This is a genomic window from Desulfitispora alkaliphila, from assembly GCF_050433185.1.
In the GTDB taxonomy this organism is placed as follows: Bacteria; Bacillota; Desulfitisporia; order Desulfitisporales; family Desulfitisporaceae; genus Desulfitispora; species Desulfitispora alkaliphila.
The window spans coordinates 18,584-36,256 of sequence record NZ_JBNPXS010000011.1 but is presented as its reverse complement, the minus strand read 5'-3'; the positions used below and the strand labels follow the sequence as shown (position 1 = coordinate 36,256).

15 protein-coding genes are annotated in these 17,673 nt (G+C 37.4%); all 15 read left to right on the top strand.

The features are described from left to right. The first annotated feature begins 56 nt into the window (after window positions 1–56). Complete coding sequence (gene mraZ / locus GGQ84_RS05750; RefSeq protein WP_429160364.1) at window positions 57–494, top strand: division/cell wall cluster transcriptional repressor MraZ; 438 nt, start codon at window positions 57–59, stop codon at window positions 492–494. A gap of 18 nt (window positions 495–512) precedes the next feature. Continuing rightward, window positions 513–1,460, top strand: a complete 948-nt coding sequence (gene rsmH, locus GGQ84_RS05745; RefSeq protein WP_429160361.1) for a 16S rRNA (cytosine(1402)-N(4))-methyltransferase RsmH — start codon at window positions 513–515, stop codon at window positions 1,458–1,460. 15 nt (window positions 1,461–1,475) lie between these two features. Next, on the top strand, window positions 1,476–1,976 hold the full coding sequence (locus GGQ84_RS05740; protein WP_429160359.1) for a hypothetical protein: 501 nt from the start codon (window positions 1,476–1,478) through the stop codon (window positions 1,974–1,976). Window positions 1,977–2,003: 27 nt separating this feature from the next. After that, entirely contained in the window at window positions 2,004–4,163 is a 2,160-nt protein-coding gene (locus tag GGQ84_RS05735; RefSeq protein WP_429160356.1) for a stage V sporulation protein D, read from the top strand. Between the two features lie 139 nt (window positions 4,164–4,302). After that, on the top strand, window positions 4,303–5,799 hold the full coding sequence (locus GGQ84_RS05730; protein ID WP_429160354.1) for a UDP-N-acetylmuramoyl-L-alanyl-D-glutamate--2,6-diaminopimelate ligase: 1,497 nt from the start codon (window positions 4,303–4,305) through the stop codon (window positions 5,797–5,799). Continuing rightward, complete coding sequence (locus tag GGQ84_RS05725) at window positions 5,789–7,177, top strand: UDP-N-acetylmuramoyl-tripeptide--D-alanyl-D-alanine ligase (protein WP_429160352.1); 1,389 nt, start codon at window positions 5,789–5,791, stop codon at window positions 7,175–7,177. The genes GGQ84_RS05730 and GGQ84_RS05725 overlap by 11 nt, the downstream gene beginning before the upstream one ends. A gap of 31 nt (window positions 7,178–7,208) precedes the next feature. Then, window positions 7,209–8,159, top strand: a complete 951-nt coding sequence (gene mraY / locus GGQ84_RS05720) for a phospho-N-acetylmuramoyl-pentapeptide-transferase (RefSeq protein ID WP_429160350.1) — start codon at window positions 7,209–7,211, stop codon at window positions 8,157–8,159. Between the two features lie 33 nt (window positions 8,160–8,192). Beyond that, window positions 8,193–9,560 carry a UDP-N-acetylmuramoyl-L-alanine--D-glutamate ligase gene (murD, locus tag GGQ84_RS05715; RefSeq protein ID WP_429160347.1) on the top strand — a complete coding sequence of 456 codons (1,368 nt, stop codon included), beginning with the start codon at window positions 8,193–8,195 and terminating at the stop codon, window positions 9,558–9,560. Window positions 9,561–9,565: 5 nt separating this feature from the next. Then, entirely contained in the window at window positions 9,566–10,672 is a 1,107-nt protein-coding gene (gene spoVE / locus GGQ84_RS05710) for a stage V sporulation protein E (protein ID WP_429160344.1), read from the top strand. A gap of 4 nt (window positions 10,673–10,676) precedes the next feature. Further along, a complete protein-coding gene (gene murG, locus GGQ84_RS05705) occupies window positions 10,677–11,792 on the top strand; it encodes an undecaprenyldiphospho-muramoylpentapeptide beta-N-acetylglucosaminyltransferase (RefSeq protein ID WP_429160342.1) in 1,116 nt (371 codons plus the stop codon). 121 nt (window positions 11,793–11,913) lie between these two features. Continuing rightward, window positions 11,914–13,281, top strand: coding sequence for a UDP-N-acetylmuramate--L-alanine ligase (murC, locus tag GGQ84_RS05700; protein WP_429160339.1), 1,368 nt, complete (start codon window positions 11,914–11,916; stop codon window positions 13,279–13,281). A 16-nt stretch (window positions 13,282–13,297) separates the two neighbouring features. After that, a complete protein-coding gene (murB, locus tag GGQ84_RS05695; protein ID WP_429160336.1) occupies window positions 13,298–14,200 on the top strand; it encodes a UDP-N-acetylmuramate dehydrogenase in 903 nt (300 codons plus the stop codon). A gap of 17 nt (window positions 14,201–14,217) precedes the next feature. Next, window positions 14,218–15,468, top strand: a complete 1,251-nt coding sequence (gene murA / locus GGQ84_RS05690) for a UDP-N-acetylglucosamine 1-carboxyvinyltransferase (RefSeq protein WP_429160333.1) — start codon at window positions 14,218–14,220, stop codon at window positions 15,466–15,468. A 112-nt stretch (window positions 15,469–15,580) separates the two neighbouring features. Further along, window positions 15,581–16,303: a cell division protein FtsQ/DivIB gene (locus GGQ84_RS05685; RefSeq protein ID WP_429160331.1), complete on the top strand. Its 723-nt coding sequence runs from the start codon at window positions 15,581–15,583 to the stop codon at window positions 16,301–16,303. Window positions 16,304–16,418: 115 nt separating this feature from the next. Further along, window positions 16,419–17,657 carry a cell division protein FtsA gene (gene ftsA, locus GGQ84_RS05680; RefSeq protein WP_429160475.1) on the top strand — a complete coding sequence of 413 codons (1,239 nt, stop codon included), beginning with the start codon at window positions 16,419–16,421 and terminating at the stop codon, window positions 17,655–17,657. Window positions 17,658–17,673 lie beyond the last annotated feature (16 nt).

Here is a 17,673-nt window from a genome sequence, read left to right as displayed (position 1 = left end):
GTGGTTCAAAGTGGAGGAAAGTGGTGGGCTGGACCACTTAGTGGGGTGATTGTGGTATGTTTATGGGAGAATACCAACATTCAATTGACAGTAAAGGAAGAATAATTGTTCCCGCCAAGTTTAGAGATGGATTGGGAGAAAAATTTGTTGTCACTAAAGGACTGGACAACTGTCTTTTTGTGTACCCCATGGAAGAGTGGAAAAACTTAGAGCAAAAATTAAAGAGTCTGCCTTTTACTAAAGCGGATGCTCGAGCTTTTGTAAGATTTTTCTTTTCCGGTGCCATAGAATGTGAAATAGATAAACAAGGCAGAATATTAATATCTAGCAATTTGCGAAGTTATGCAAAGTTAGAAAAAGATGCAGTATTATTAGGTGTTTCCAATAGAGTTGAAATCTGGAGTAAGGCTCAGTGGGATACGTACAGTGACACAGCTGAGGGCTCTTATGAAGAAATTGCAGAGAAGCTGGTTGACTTTGAGATAGATTTATAAAAATTCTGAGGTGAAAAAATGACTTATGAACATGTGACAGTACTATTAAAAGAAACCATAGATATGCTAGATGTCAAGCCAGGTGGTGTATATGTGGACTGTACTTTAGGTGGTGGAGGACACTCAAGGGCTGTCTTAGAAAAGCTACAAGGAAATGGAAAGTTGTATGCATTTGACCAAGATCAATGGGCCATTGATCGAGGAGAGAGTGAGTGGAAAGAAGACCCTAGGGTGGAGCTAATACACAGTAACTTTATTAATATAAACAATGAGCTGTCAAAGAGAGATGTAACTGGTGTAGACGGCATAATATTTGATTTAGGAGTGTCGTCACCCCAACTGGATCGAGAAGAAAGGGGATTTAGTTATCAAAAAGATGCTCCACTGGATATGAGGATGGATCGAAGAGCTTTAGAAACAGCAAGAGATGTGGTGAATAAATACTCTCAGAGAGAACTTGAAAATATTATCTGGGATTACGGTGAAGAAAGGTGGGCAAAAAGGATAGCTGAATTTATTATTCAAGCTCGAACTAAGGAAGAAGTAGCTACCACTGGACAATTAGTTGATATCATAAAAGCTGCCATCCCAAAAGGTGCACGAGCTGATGGTCCTCACCCCGCTAAGCGAACTTTTCAAGCGTTGAGAATACATGTGAACGATGAGTTAGGAGCACTTGAGGAAAGTTTAAGTGAGGCAGTAAAAATATTGAAGCCAAAAGGTAGGATTTGTGTTATAACATTTCATTCTTTAGAAGATAGAATAGTTAAAAAGTTCATAAAAAGTAGAGAGGGCAGGTGTACTTGTCCACCAGGGTTACCTCAATGCGCATGTGGTAATAAGAGGCTGTTAAAAAATATTACAAGAAAGCCTATTATATCTGCACAAGAAGAGTTAGAAAATAATCCAAGGGCTAGAAGTGCAAAGTTGAGGGTTGCTGAGAAGGTAAATAGTTCTAAAAATTAAGGAGGTTGAATAATCTTGGTATTAGCTGAGAAAAAGTATAATCCAACTCCAAGCGTTGATAGCAGCTTTAGGAAGAAAAAAAGATACCAGCAGTCTAATAAAAAGGGCACAACCAAATTAAGAGCCTTGACTATTTTTCTTGTGTTGCTAGGCTTTGCAGTTGGTATAGGCCTAACAGCTCAATATGCCAAGATTACAAGTGCGGGCTACGAAGTTCTCAAATTAAAGGATGAAATAGCGCAGCTAGAAACCTCTAATCAGCGCCTTCACCTGCAGATAGCACAACTACAGTCGCTAGAGCGGGTTGAATCTATTGCTGTAAATGAACTTGGTATGGTTCCAGCAGATCGCAAGGACTACAAATTCTTGGCAAGCAATAGTAGCAATAACTATGATGTAGGCAATATGACAACAAAGGGGTCTGAGTCTACACCGAAGACTACTATTGTGTTTGAAAAAGAGAGGTACGAACTCAACCCATTTATTCAAGTAATTGCCCAGATATTTGCTAAATAGGCTTGGAGGAGCACTGGGAGGTAGAATATGTCAGATAGTGCAAACATAATTTCGCGAAAGCGGATAGCAGTAATATTTCTTATAGCTACACTTATTTTTGTTGCATTAGGTGCAAGACTAGCATGGTTGCAGATAGTCAAAGGAGAAGAACTACATCGGAGAGCCTTTGACAATCGAATGCGTGATATAGAAGTGTTAGCAAAGCGGGGTACAATTTACGACCGAAATGGAAAGGAATTAGCTGTTAGTGTAAGTGCGGATACAGTTATTGCCATACCACCCCAAGTTCGGCAGTCAGAAAGAGAAGAGGAAATTGCTCAGGCTATAGCTGATATATTAGAGTTGGAGTATGAGGCAGTTTTAGATAGAATTTCTAAGAGGAGCTCTTTTGAATATATAAAGAGAAGAGTCGATTTTGATAAAGCACAAAAAATAAAGGATTTAGATTTCCCGGGAATTGCAATTATTGAAGAAAATCAGAGGTTTTACCCAAAAGATACCTTGGCTTCTCATGTGCTCGGATTTGCAGGAATTGATAACCAAGGGCTTGAGGGAATTGAAATAACCTATGAAAAAGAACTCAAGGGTGTTTCAGGCAGAATAAGAGTAGAGTACGACGCTGGGGGGAGGGAAATCCCCCATGCCTTACATAAATATATTCCACCAGTACCTGGACACAATTTAATTCTAACAATAGATGAGGTTATCCAATATGTTGTAGAACGAGAATTGGATAAAGTTATTGCTGAAACCCAGGCAAAAAGTGCTACCATAATATTAATGAAGCCTGATACAGGAGAGATATTAGCTCTGGGTAGCAGGCCGGCTTACAACCCAAATAGTTTTGGCCAATATCCATCATCTACTTGGAGAAACATAGCTGTTTCAAATAACTACGAGCCAGGATCGACCTTTAAGATCATCACTCTTGCTGCAGCTATAGAGGAAGGCATTTTTGATCCTAATAAGGGGATGAGTTGTGCTGGTTCAATTAAAATAGGACGGGAAACCATAAGATGTCATAGAACTGGTGGGCATGGGAGCCAAACTTATACAGAAGTAGTAGAAAACTCTTGCAATCCAGGCTTTATTAAGTTAGGATTGAGTTTAGAAGAAAAACAGCAAGGCCTACTATATCAATATATTAAGGGGTTTGGCTTTGGAAAACAGACAGGGATAAGGTTGCCTGGTGAAGCTACGGGAATTATGATACCTGAAAGTCAACTGAAGCAAATAAACAATGCTACTATTTCGATGGGTCAGGCTATTGCTGTTACCCCGATACAGCTTGTCTCTGCTGTCTCTGCTGTAGCAAATGGTGGAGTTCTAATGGAACCTCAACTAGTTAAAGAAATTCGAGATCATGACGGTAAGCTGATTGAGAAGCTGGAGCCTAAAGTTGTTCGAAAGGTTGCCTCCAAGCAATCCATGGATTTGGCTTTAGAAATACTTGAATCAGTGGTTGAAAATGGGACTGGAAGAAATACATATATAGAAGGATACAGAATTGCAGGTAAAACTGGTACAGCTCAGAAAGTTGCTGAATCAGGTGGGTATGCACCTGGGAAATATGTTGCTTCTTTTGTGGGATTAGCACCTGCTGATAACCCGCAAGTAGTTGGTTTAGTTGTTGTTGACGAACCTCAAGGAGCGTATTATGGAGGGCAAATAGCAGCCCCTGTATTTAAAAACGTCATGGTAGATGTGTTGAGATACTTAGAAGTAGCTCCGAAATATAGTGACGAAGAGCGAGAAAATAATGGTCAAACAAAAGAAGTTGCTACGGTTCAAGTTCCCAATGTAGTAAATATGGATCTTAATGACGCAGAAAACAAATTAAGGCAAGAGGGTTTAAGGCCGGAACGGAGCGGTGAGGGAGATTATGTAGTAGCCCAAACACCTGCTTCTGGAGCAAGGGTTTTACAAAACTCCAGAATTATTTTATATTTAGATAATGAGCAAACTGAACCAGAAGAGAACGGAACAGTGGTGGTACCTGATGTTAAAGGCAAGACAATAAGAGAAGCTGCACAGATATTTAACTCAATTGGACTAAAAATGCAGGTAGTTGAAGAATCTTCAGGTCTAGCCATAGAGCAGAGTGTAGATTCAGGGAAAAGAGTGCCAAGAGAAACAGTTATTAAAGTTAAATTTGAACAGCATGAAACTACTTTTTCAGGTCCCTAAGGAGGGTTGGAGTTTGGAATATCTAATTTCAACTCCAACCCTTTTTATTGGGTTAAAAACGTAGTATTATTGTAATACTACCCAATAACGGGTTTTTTTACTTATTTTTGGGTTTAGTTTTTCAGGAGAGGTGATGTGAATGATTAGTACGTTAAGAAGTATTTTAACTGGAATTGAATTTGACTTGCTTCAAGGGGATCTCGATCAAACAGTTAAAGGCATAAATTATGATTCCAGAAAAATAGAATCTAGCAATTTATTTATATGCGTTAAAGGGCAAAATGTAGATGGACATGACTTTGTGCAGGATGCAATTACCAGAGGAGCTACAGCTGTAGTAGTAGAGCAACCTGTAGAAATACCTAGTGATGTTACTGTAATAAAAGTAAAAAATAGCCGAAAAGTTATGGCAGCAATTGCAGCAAATTATTATAATAACCCCTCTCATAAGCTACGGTTAATCGGTGTAACTGGAACTAACGGTAAAACAACAACTACTAATTTAATTGAGGCAATCTTTAACGAAGCCGACATGAAAGTGGGACTTATCGGCACAATCGAAAACAGAATAGGTGAACACTCATTTCCAGTAAGTCATACAACTCCTGAGAATCTTGAATTACAAAAACTATTAAACGTAATGGTTGCGGAACAAGCCATTTATAGTGTAATGGAGGTTTCTTCTCATGCTTTAGATCTAGAGAGGGTTTATGGAGTTGAATTTGATGTTGCTGTTTTTACTAATTTGACCCAAGACCACTTAGATTATCATAAGAATATTGAACATTATATGAACTCAAAGCTTAAATTATTTAAAGAGCTAGGTAAAAGTAATCATAAAAAGAGGGAAAAGTTTGCAGTTATAAATATTGACGATAAATTTAGTGATAAATTCATACATAGCACCGGGGTTAAAGTTATTACATATGGAATTAAGAAAGAATGTGATGTTAAAGCGGAGCGAGTTAAGGTAACAAATAAAGGAGTAAGTTATCTTCTAAAATACTGGGGCGGATCATTTGCCCTTAATTTACAACTAACTGGGCTTTTTAATGTATATAATTCGTTAGCGGCAGCTAGTGTGGCATTAAAAGATGGTATACCTCCAGAAGTTGTTAAAAAAGCGTTAGAAAAAGTTACAGGAGTGGCTGGAAGGTTTGAAACTGTACAGGGAAATCAAAAGTTTACTGTAATAGTAGACTACGCACATACCCCAGACAGCTTAGAGAATGTACTACAAACAGCAAAGGGCTTTGTAAAGGGAAGGCTAATAACAGTTTTTGGTTGTGGTGGCGATAGGGATAGAACTAAGCGGCCAGAAATGGGAAAAGTGGCTGCTAAACATAGTGATTTTTGCGTAATTACATCTGATAATCCTAGAAGTGAGGAACCATTACAGATAATTGAAGATATAATCCCAGGTGTAGAAAGTGAAATCAGTAAAAATCAGTACAAAGTTATTGAAAATAGACTGGACGCCATTGAGAGTGCAATAAAAGTGGCTACTGAAGGAGATATAATAATAATTGCTGGAAAAGGTCATGAAACATACCAAGTTGTGAAAGACGAGGTTTATCCTTTTGACGATAGATTAGTAGCAAAACAAGTGTTAAGGAGCATGGGCTATGAAAATTAAGATAAAAGATGTATTAGAAGGAGTTTCGGGCCATTTAGCTTCAGATAATGAATATTTCTTAGAAAAATACATAACTGGAGTTTCAACTGATACGAGAAATTTAAAACCTGGAGAATTGTTTATTGCACTAAAAGGCGATAACTTTGATGGGCATGACTTTGTGGTTAGCGCAATGGAAAAGGGAGCAAATGCAGCTATAGTTGATGAAAGCTTTAACTATTCGCAGCTTGAGATACAAAATCTGATTGTAGTCAAAGACACATTAATAGCATTACAAAATCTTGCGAAATATTATAAGGAAAGCATTAATCTAAAAGTGATTGGTATTACAGGTAGTAATGGAAAGACCACTACTAAGGACATAATTGCCTCAGTATTAAGTGAGGAATATAATGCGCTAAAGACAGAAGGCAACTTTAATAATGAAATTGGACTCCCCCTCACACTGTTCAGACTGAAGGAATATCATCAAGTATTAGTTGTTGAGATGGGAATGAGGGGAATTGGGCAAATAGAGAAACTATGTACAATCGCAAAACCTGATATTGGGGTAATTACAAATATTGGCACAACACACATTGAAATTCTAGGTAGTCAAGAGCAAATTGCCGCAGCTAAAGGAGAGTTAATAGCAAGTTTGCCAAAAGGGGGCTTAGCAGTTATCAATGGAGACACACCCTATGCACAAAAAATTTCTTGCAACTTTCAGGGGAAAACACTGTTTTTCGGCAAAAATGGCTCATGTGAAGTACTTCTAGAAGATGAAGTTGAAGTTAACGATTTTTCATCCAAATTTACAGTTACTATAGGGGATCATAAACTTAACTTTTCAATTCCTTTGCCAGGAGAACATAATGTATATAATAGCATGGCTGCTATAGGAATTGCTTTAGAGCTAGGACTTTCACCAGAGAAAATCCAAGAAGGTTTAGAGAAGGTAAAACTATCTCAAATGAGGTTAGAAGTAATTAAAGGGCTAAAGGAATCTACAGTCATAAACGATGCTTATAACGCAAATCCCGATTCAATGAAAGCATCGTTAAGGATACTTAAACAGCATAAAGGTAAAAGAAAGATTGCAGTACTGGGAAATATGTATGAGCTTGGAGAATATACAGATTCCGGTCATAGGGAAGTTGGTAATTTTACAAGTAAATGCCAAATTGATTTACTAGTAACTGTAGGAGATATGGCGAAGCTAATTGCTGAAGGAGCAGTTGACGCTGGTATGCAAAAAGAGGATATATTTGCACTTGAAGATAATGAGCAAGCAATTGCCGTTCTCAAAAAGTATTTAAACCTGGGAGATATAGTATTAGTAAAAGGTTCCCGGGGAATGAAGATGGAAAAAATCGTGAATGAAATCAAAGCACTTTAGCGTTAATATAAATGATGGAGGTTTGTCATAAATGGAAAAGGTAATCATAGCTTTCATTGTAGCACTAGTAATAGGCATTCTTGTCGGGCCAGTGTTAATACCAATTTTAAGAAAGCTTAAGTTTGGTCAGTACGTGCGGGATGATGGGCCTAAGAGTCATATAAAAAAAGCAGGAACACCTACAATGGGTGGTGTAATATTTTTAATTGCAATTATTACTTCAGTCTTAATAGTTTCAGAATTAAATGCCATGACTATAATAGCCTTAGTAGTTACAGTGGGATATGGTTTAATAGGTTTTCTTGATGATTTTATCAAAGTTGTACTCAAAAGGTCTTTAGGGCTTAGAGCAAAAGAGAAGCTTTTTGGACAAATACTATTAGCGTTTACCTTGGCCTGGGTAACTGGATTTTACTTAGATCGAGGTACTGAAGTAATTGTTCCATTTACACAACAAACATGGGATTTGGGGATACTATATCTCCCCTTTGTAATAATAGTTGTAGTGGGGACTACAAATGCAGTTAACCTAACTGATGGATTAGATGGATTGGCCACAGGGATAACTTTTTTTGTAGCTTTGGGATTGATTTTTTTAAGCATTTTAGCTGGGGAAATGGATATGGCATATTTTAGTGCTGCTTTAGCTGGAGGGTGTCTTGCGTTTTTGAGATACAATAGCTATCCAGCAAAGGTGTTTATGGGGGACACTGGTTCACTTGCCTTAGGTGGAGCAATTGCAGCTGTAGCAGTAATTACAAAGACTGAGTTGTTTTTGCCAATAATAGGAGGAGTATTTGTCGTAGAAGCGATTTCGGTAATAGTTCAGGTAATTGCTTTTAAACTAACAGGAAAGAGAATATTTAGAATGAGCCCAATTCACCATCATTTTGAATTAGGTGGTTGGCATGAGCGTAAAGTGGTCAGATACTTTTGGATTGCAGCATTCGTATTGGTAGTTGTGGGGATACTAGCTTTTTAGATAGTAGCATTTAAAATAAGTGAGGTAGACAACATGAAAATAAAAAACGCAAAGAAAACTTTAGTAATAGGAATGGGGAAGAGCGGACAGGCAGCTGTGCGCTTTTTAGCAACTAAAGGTTTAATAGTGGATGTGTTTGATAGTAATGACACTGCTAAAATAAAGGAAATAGTTAATGAATTGGCTAAGCAAATAAACAGAGCTTATTTAGGGGTATGCCCGGAAATCACTAAAGGGAGTTATGATTTTGTTGTAATAAGCCCTGGTGTCCCAATGAATATTCAGCCAATTACCGAAGCTGTAAATGCTGATATTGAAATTATAAGTGAACTAGAGCTTGCATACTTTTATATAAACGCAACTATTGTTGCTATTACAGGGACAAATGGAAAGACTACGACTACTGCTTTAACTCATCAAATTGTGAAGGATGCAGGTGAGAGATGTCACTTGGGAGGCAATATTGGTACACCTCTGTTAGATGTAATTAGTGAGATAAAAGCAAAAGATAAAGTGATAGCCGAGGTTAGTAGTTTTCAGTTAGAGAATACAAAGGAATTTAAACCAAAGGTTGCAGCGATTCTCAATTTATCACCCGATCACTTAGACAGGCATGGAACATTCTCTAATTACATTGCAGCAAAGGCGAAAATTTTTGCTAACCAAGAAACAGGGGACTATACTGTACTTAATTATGACGATGAAGAGACCAAAAAGTTGTCAGATTCCTGTCCAGGAACTGTGATATTTTTTAGTTGCCAGCATACTTTAGAGCAAGGAGTTTTTGTTAGGGACAATCAGATTGTATGTAAGTTCAATGACAATGAAAGAGAAAGTATTATTTGTAACGTTGAAGACGTGCATATAAAAGGGGAGCATAACTTAGAGAATGCTCTTGCAGCTACTGCTATAGCATATGCTGTAGGGATTAATTCTCAAATCATTAAAGAAGTACTTATGAACTTTAAGGGAGTTAAACACAGACTAGAGTTCGTAGATATAATTGATGGAGTTGAATTTGTAAATGACTCCAAGGGAACAAACCCAGATGCTGCTATAAAAGCTGTTAAAGCCTATGACAAACCTATAATTCTAATTGCTGGAGGTAAAGATAAGGGCAGCGATTTTAGTTCTTTTATGGAGTTAGCGGCACCGAAGTTAAAATCCTTGATTGTTCTAGGAGAAACTGCGGATAAAATCAACAATGCTGCATTGAAAGAAGGGGTTAAAGACATTCATAGAGTAAAAGATTATCCCGAAGCTGTACAAACTGCTAAAAGTATAGCATCATCAGGGGATGTAGTACTTCTTTCACCTGCTTGTGCAAGTTGGGATATGTTTAATAGTTTTGAAGAGAGGGGAGAATTGTTTAAAAAACTGGTAAGACAGTTAGGGGGTTAAATAGGGTGAAGAGAGCAAAGAACTCTCCCGATTTTGGGGTTTTTCTAGCAACAGTGTTACTACTTTCTATCGGAATAATAATGGTTTTTAGCTCTAGTGCCGCTACATCTTATGTGCGGAACAGTGGAGATGCATTTTTTTATGTTAAGCGACAGAGTATGTGGGCTATTATTGGACTTCTTGCTATGTTCTCAATAATGAAGATAGATATATACAGGATTCGAAAATATACTGGGCTAGCTTTAGTAGGAGGAATATTTCTTTTAATACTCGTGATTATTCCTGGTGTTGGGACATCGGTCAAGGGATCAACTAGATGGTTAGGAATAGGCACCCTATCATTTCAGCCATCAGAAGTAATGAAATTAATAATGGTATTGTTTATGGCCAAGAGCTTGAGTATGTATCAGGATCGGATTAAGTATTTTGTCCAAGGTCTAGCTCCCCATTTGGCAGTTTTAGGTATTACCTGTTTGCTTATTCTAATGCAGCCAGACTTGGGAACTGCTGTGGCCATTGCTGGAACTACGTTTATTCTATTTGTTGCGGCAGGAGCAAAAATAATTCACCTAGGTGGTCTAGGGGCTTTAGGAGTTGCAGTAGTTAGCGCCGCAATTTACTTAGAGCCTTATCGAATGAAAAGATTTACAGCCTTTATAGATCCCTGGGCAGACCCTAGTGGATCTGGATTTCAAATAATTCAATCCCTATATGCATTAGGATCTGGAGGATTAGCTGGAGTAGGTTTAACTAATAGTAAACAAAAATATCTCTATTTACCTGAACAGCATACTGATTTTATATATGCCATAATTGGTGAAGAATTAGGTTTTATGGGGACAGCAATAGTAATTGCACTTTTCTTTTTATTTGTGTGGCGCGGGCTCAGAATTGCAGTGACGGCACCAGATTCTTATACAAGCTTAGTAGCGGTAGGAATAACTAGTATGATTGCACTGCAAGCAATTATAAACATAGGAGTGGTGACAGGATCCATGCCGGTGACAGGTATTACTTTGCCATTTATTAGTTTTGGAGGATCGTCCCTGGTATTCACCTTAATTGGCGTGGGGTTACTGTTAAATATTTCAAGATACTGCAAGACGAGGTGATTAAGTGAAAATCATTGTTACAGGTGGAGGAACTGGAGGTCATATTTACCCAGCACTAGCTATTTGTGATTATTTTAAAAAAAAATATAGCAATGTGGAGATTTTATTTATTGGAACTAAAAAGGGATTAGAGAGCGATATAGTTCCCAATGCAGGAATACCCTTTAAGACTATAACAGTAGAAGGTCTTTCTAGGAGCAACCCCTTAAAAGCGAGCAAATCTATTCTAAAGATGGTAAAAGGTATGGTCGAATCCTATAGTATAATAAAGGAATTTAAGCCAGATGTGGTAATAGGTACAGGGGGTTATGTATGCGGTCCAGTAGTAATGGTAGCAGCTATGCTAAAAATTCCAACAGCAATTCATGAACAAAATGCTTATCCCGGTATAACTAACAAGCTCTTAGCTAAATATGCTAAAGTTATCTGCTTAACATATGAAGAATCAAAAGAGTATTTTAGAAATGCCAAAGGTAAGATTGTTACAACAGGTTTACCTGTACGTGAAGCCATAATGAATACTACAAGGAGAGAGGCGCTAGCCAAGCTCAATTTAGCAGATAAGCCTACAATATTAATAATGGGGGGCAGCAGAGGAGCTAAGAGTATAAATACTGCAGCCCTCAAAGTAATAGAGGAATATAGTTATAAAACTGATGCGCAAGTGATTTTAATAACAGGACAAGCAGGTTATGAAGAAATAATCGAAAATTTAAGTAGAATAGGTAACCCTCACATTAATAGAGAAAATATAGTTCTAAAACCCTATATGAATGATATGGAAAACGCGTTTGCTGTAGCTGATATTATTGTCAGTAGAGCTGGAGCTACAGTGCTAGCTGAGATTACAGCAAAAGGTATCCCCTCTATTTTAGTTCCTTATCCCTATGCGGCGGAAAATCATCAGGAATTTAATGCTAGGGCGTTAGAAAAAGGGAATGCGGCCTTCCTTATATTAGATAAAGATTTAAATGGGTCTCTATTATTAGATAATATCAATCAATTAATCCAAGATAAAAATAGATTATTGCGCATGAGTAATAACTCAAAGCTCATGGGAAAACCAGATGCAATAGAGAAAATTGGGCAGTCTATTATTCAAACCTTACCTAGTGGGTAAAAGTAACATCTAAGTGATAGGTGCATAATATACAGCATCACAACATTTTATCTACTAGTTTTGGGAATAATTCACAGTATTGTCTGAACGTGTGTAAATAATGTGAAAGGGGTAGAAGTAATTGCTACAAAATATAAAAAAAATTCACTTTATAGGTATCGGTGGTATTGGAATGAGTGGGTTAGCTGACATACTGCTCAGCCAAGGGTATGAAGTAACCGGTTCAGATTTAAGCCAAACCGAAGTTACAAGACGTTTAAAAGATAAAGGAGCAGAGGTTTATTTAGGGCACGCAGAAGAAAACATTTCATTTGATATAGATTTAGCTGTGATTTCAACAGCTATCCCTGAAGAAAATGTTGAACTATTAAAATGCAATGAATTAGGCATAAATTTACTGCACAGAGGAGAGTTGTTAGCTCGGCTGATGGAGCAAAAAGAGGGGATTGCTATTGCAGGTGCTCACGGCAAGACCACAACCACAGCAATGTTGGGGTTAGTTTTAGAAGAGTGCAAGCAAGATCCAGCTATAGTTATAGGTGGTGATGTAAAGTACTTAGAAGGAAACGCTAAGTGGGGAGAAGGTAAACACTTTATTGCTGAAGCTGATGAAAGTGATGGTTCTTTTTTAAAGCTGACTCCAACAATGGGTGTAGTGACCAATATAGAAGACGATCACTTGGATTACTATGGGTCTAAATCGAAGATAATTAGCGCATTTGAAAACTTTGTCTCAGATATTGAATCAAGAAACGGTTTAGTTGTACTTTGTGCAAATGACAGTCAAACTATGAAAATAGCTGATAAAGCAAAAAAATGTATTACCTATGGTATTGATGTTGGAGATTTATATGCTACAAGTTTAAGGTACCATGGAACTGAAACAAGTGCAGATGTTTTTTATCATAATCGCTTTCTAGGTAAGTTAACCCTCAATGTTCCAGGGAAGCACAATGTTAGTAATGCTCTTGCAGTAATAGTTATAAGCTTAGAGATGGGCTTACAATTTAGTGATATTTGTGAGGCACTAAAGAAATTTAGTGGGGTAAAACGTCGTTTTGAAGTTATAGGAAAAGCAGAAGGCGTCAGTATTATAGATGATTATGCTCATCACCCTACAGAAATAATTGCAACCCTAGAAGCTTTAAAGAATATCACAAACGGTAAAGTAATTTGTGTTTTTCAACCCCACAGATACTCAAGAACTGCTCAACTATACCGTGAGTTTGCAGCTAGTTTTGCTAAAGCTGACTTAGTCTTGATAGATGATATATATGCAGCTGGTGAAAAGCCTATAACTAATATAAGTTCAAAAGATATAGTCGAATTAATTGGAGAAACCGAGGCCTATCATTGTCGGGGTAAAGAAGAAATTATCAATCGCATTGTGAAGGTTGTTCAACCAGGAGATGCTGTAATAACCATGGGAGCTGGAGACATCTGGAAGACCGCTGTAGCCTTGGCGAAACGACTGAGAAAAGTTTCATGAGAGGCGGGGGGAAGACATGAGCAATATTGCACTGGATGCCCTAAAACAAGAAATCGAAGGGCCAGTATTAGCACAAGAATCTATGAAAAACCATACAACTTGGAAGGTCGGTGGAAATGCAGAGATATTAGTCCTACCCAAGGACAAAAAGGATATAACTAGAGCTATAATGATAGCCAATAAGTATTTACAAGACTATTTAGTAATTGGAAACGGCTCTAATGTTTTAGTGAAAGATAATGGAATAAAGGGAATAGTAATTAAATTAGGAAATAGTTTAAGCCACGTTAAACTTGAAGGAAAAGCTATATCTGCAGAAGCAGGGGTTTCGTTACCAAAGCTAGCTAGGAAGGCATGTGACTATGGATTTAAGGGGATGGAATTTGCAGTTGGTATACCGGCTAGCTTGGGAGGAGCACTGCTTATGAATGCCGGTGCTCATGGATACCAAATAGGTGAGTTAGTTGAAAGAGTTGAAGTAATTGATAGGGAAGGCAAAATTAAGCACTTGAACAAAAACCAATTGAAGTTTTCTTATAGGCAATCTAATCTATGCGATATGGTGGTGACAGAAGCGACTTTTTTGTTGGAGAAAGGCGATAAAGGTTTAATTAAAACCAAAATGGAAGAGATGCTGAGGAAACGTAAAGCAAGTCAGCCTCTTAATTTTCCTAATGCAGGTAGTGTTTTCAAAAACCCAGAAGGGGATTATGCTGGAAGGCTGATTGAAGCACTAGGCTTAAAGGGTATGACTATTGGAGGAGCAGAAATATCTTCTAAGCACGCTAATTTTATTACCAATACAGGGGGTGCTACTGCCAAAGATATTCTAAGCCTGATTAATTTGGTTAAAGAAAGGGTCTTAAAAGAGTTTGAAATTGAGTTAGAGTTAGAAGTCATGGTATTAGGAGAAGATTGATGTAAGGAGGGAGGCCTTTGAGTAAGTTTATTATTAAAGGGGGAAATAGGTTAGAAGGGGAAGTTTGTATAAGCGGAGCTAAAAATGCTATTTTGCCAATTTTTGTAGCAAGCCTTATGTCTGAGAGTGATTGTATCATTCACAATATAGCTATGTTAAGAGATGTAGAAGTAATGGAGCAATTGCTAACTAGCCTTGGAGCAAAAATTAAGTCTGAAGGAAATGGAACATATACAATTAATTCAAATAATATTAGTCACACATCAATATCGGAACAGCTAATGCGTAAAATGAGAGCTTCAAATTTAATCATAGGTCCTATGCTTGGTCGCTTTGGGGAAGTGAAAATTGCTTATCCAGGAGGATGTAACATTGGAGATAGGCCTATGGATATTCACTTAAAGAGCTTTGAGAAGATGGGGGCGGAAATTTATGAAGAACATGGATTTATAACTGCTCGAGCTAAGGAATTGAGAGGTGCAGATATACACTTTGACTTCCCAAGTGTAGGTGCTACTGAGAATGTTATGATGGCAGCTGCATTGGCAGAAGGTAAAACTATAATTAGAAATGCAGCGCGAGAACCTGAAGTAGTAGATTTACAAAGCTTTTTAAACGGTATGGGTGCTAAAGTTCAGGGTGCTGGTACAGATACGATTAGAATTGAAGGGCAAAAGAAGCTCGGTGGAATAGAGCACACAGTTATTCCCGATAGAATTGAAACAGGTACATATATGATTGGTGCTGCAATTACTAGGGGAGACATCGTCCTTGACAATGTAATTGTAGAGCATGTGGAACCACTTACGGCTAAACTTAGAGAGGCTGGTGTGAAAATTGAAACAGAGTCTGGTAAAATTCATGTTAAAACAAAAGAACAATTAAAACCAATAGATATAAAAACCCTTCCTTATCCCGGTTTCCCCACTGATATGCAACCTCAGTTAATGGCATTGCTTTCAACAATTCAAGGTACTAGTATAATTATAGAGACTATCTTTGAAAATAGATTTAAACACGTAGATGAACTTAGAAGAATGGGAGCAAAAATAAAAATTGACGGTAGAGTGGCGATAATAAAAGGGGTAGAGAACTTAAGTGGAACTAATACTCAAGCAACAGACTTAAGAGCAGGTGCTGCTTTAGTACTTGCAGGACTAGTTGCTTCTGGTGATACGGTAGTGGAAAACATAAACTATATTCAGAGAGGGTATGAAAACTTACCTGAAAAACTGAGAGGTTTAGGAGCACAAATAAAAACCATTTAACTTGTGACATTGTCTATTCAATGTCTTTTTTTGATTATATTGTGGACAAGGCGAGATGATTTGCTATAATTATTGATATAGGGAAATTACATAAAAAAGGAGAAAGTAAATTGTGAGTGAGAGAAAGCGCGGTAAGGGGCAACTGATTTTAATGATTTTAATAGTTATTATATCATTTGCTGTATTTATGCAATCGTCTTTTTTTAATATAACCAAAATATCAGTTGTTGGAGCTAAAGAATTAGGTGTCAATGAAGTAATAAATTTAACAGATATCAAGCCTGGTCAAAATTTGTTTAAAGTTAATATTAAAGAGGCAAATGAAAATTTAAAATTACATCCATGGATAAATGAAGTGAATGTTAAAAGAAAATTTCCATCCACTCTAGAAATAAATTTAACGGAACATACTGCTGTAGCAGTTGTAATTGTGGAAAATAAATATGCAGTTGTAGAAGAGAATGGAATGATATTAGAGTATACTGATAATTTGGCTTCTGTTTTAATACCTATAATTACAGGTGCAAGGATGAAAGAAAAAATTACCTATGGAGAACAGATCCAAGAGGAAGCAATTCTGAGAGCCTTAGCAATTGCAAATAAAACCCCTCCAGAAATTTATAATATATTATCTGAAATTAATGTAACAAATAACGGAAACATAGTGGTGTTTCTAACTAATGGCTTGCATATCAGACTTGGAAGTGCTAAACAAGCAGGTGAAAATATGGAAAGAGCTATAGAATTATTAAATGAGTTAGATACTAATATTGCTGAAATAGCGTATATTGATCTTAGGTTTAATGGACCGCCAGTAATTAGTTATGGTCAATAGCGACAAGTGCAAAGCTTGTCGTTTTTTATATTTAAAAAATTAGAATGAAAAAAAAGGGAATGTCTAATTTGTGTTGAATTTTATCCAACAGGGCACAATGCAAAAGGGTTTGGGGGTGCAACTGTTGGCCAAGCGTGACATAGTTGTAGGTATAGACATAGGTTCTACAAAAGTAGTAGCTTTAGTAGGAGAAATAAAAAGTGAAGAAGCTGTAAGCGTCATAGGTTTTGGTGAATGTACCTCATCGGGATTGAGAAAGGGCAATATTGTTGATATAGATAACGTGGCTAAAGCAATTGAAGAAGCTGTTGCGAAAGCAGAACAAATGAGTGGTACTGAAATTGAGTACGCTTATGTCGGCATAACAGGTTCCAATATAGCCTCGCTCAATAACAAGGGAGTAGTAGCTGTTGCTAGTGGTGATAATGAGATTAGTGAACGGGATGTGGATAGGGTAATACAAGCATCAAAAGTGATTTCTATTCCTCCTGACCGTAAGATAATCCATGTACTACCGAGAGAATTCATTGTTGATGGTTACAATGGGATTATGGATCCAGTTGGTATGGCTGGGTCCAGGTTAGAAGTTGAGGCTCATATCGTGACTGGTGCCAGCACAACCATACAAAACCTCTTAAAGACTGTAGAAAGATCTGGAATTAAAGTTGCACAATTGGTGTTGAGCTCACTTGCTTCGTCACAGGCAGTGTTACTTCCTGCTGAAAAGGAATTAGGAGCTGTTTTAGTTGACATAGGAGGTGGGACTACAGAAATTGCAATTTATGATCAAGGTAGTTTGTGCTTCACATCTGTTCTTCCTATGGGAGGCGACTACATAACTAGCGATATAGCAGTAGGTCTTCGAACGCCTATCGCTAATGCAGAGCAAATTAAGAAGGAGGCTGGGTGCGTCTTATCAGAACTTGTATCTGAAGCTGATACCATAGAAGTTTGCGGAGTAAGTGGAAGAGATACCAGAGTTGTCTCTAAAAAAGAGTTGGCAAAAATTATTGAACCAAGAGCTCAAGAAATATTGCAAATAGTCAAGCGAGAAATTCAACGCTCTGGTTATAAAGGATTACTTCCTGGGGGAGTTGTATTAACCGGCGGGACGGCTCTATTAGATGGTATGGTTGAGATGACTGGAGAAGTACTTGAGTTACCAGTGCGTGCCGGAGTACCAGATCAAATAGGTGGCGTATCTGATATAGTAAAAAATACAGCTTACTCGACAGGTGTAGGACTGTTGCTATACGGTTCTAATAATGAAAGTTGTCAGCGCAGTGATGAAAAAGACAGCTCGTTTAATCATATGTTTGATAAAGTAAAACACTGGTTCCGAGATTTTTTTTAAAACCGTAGTATTAAAG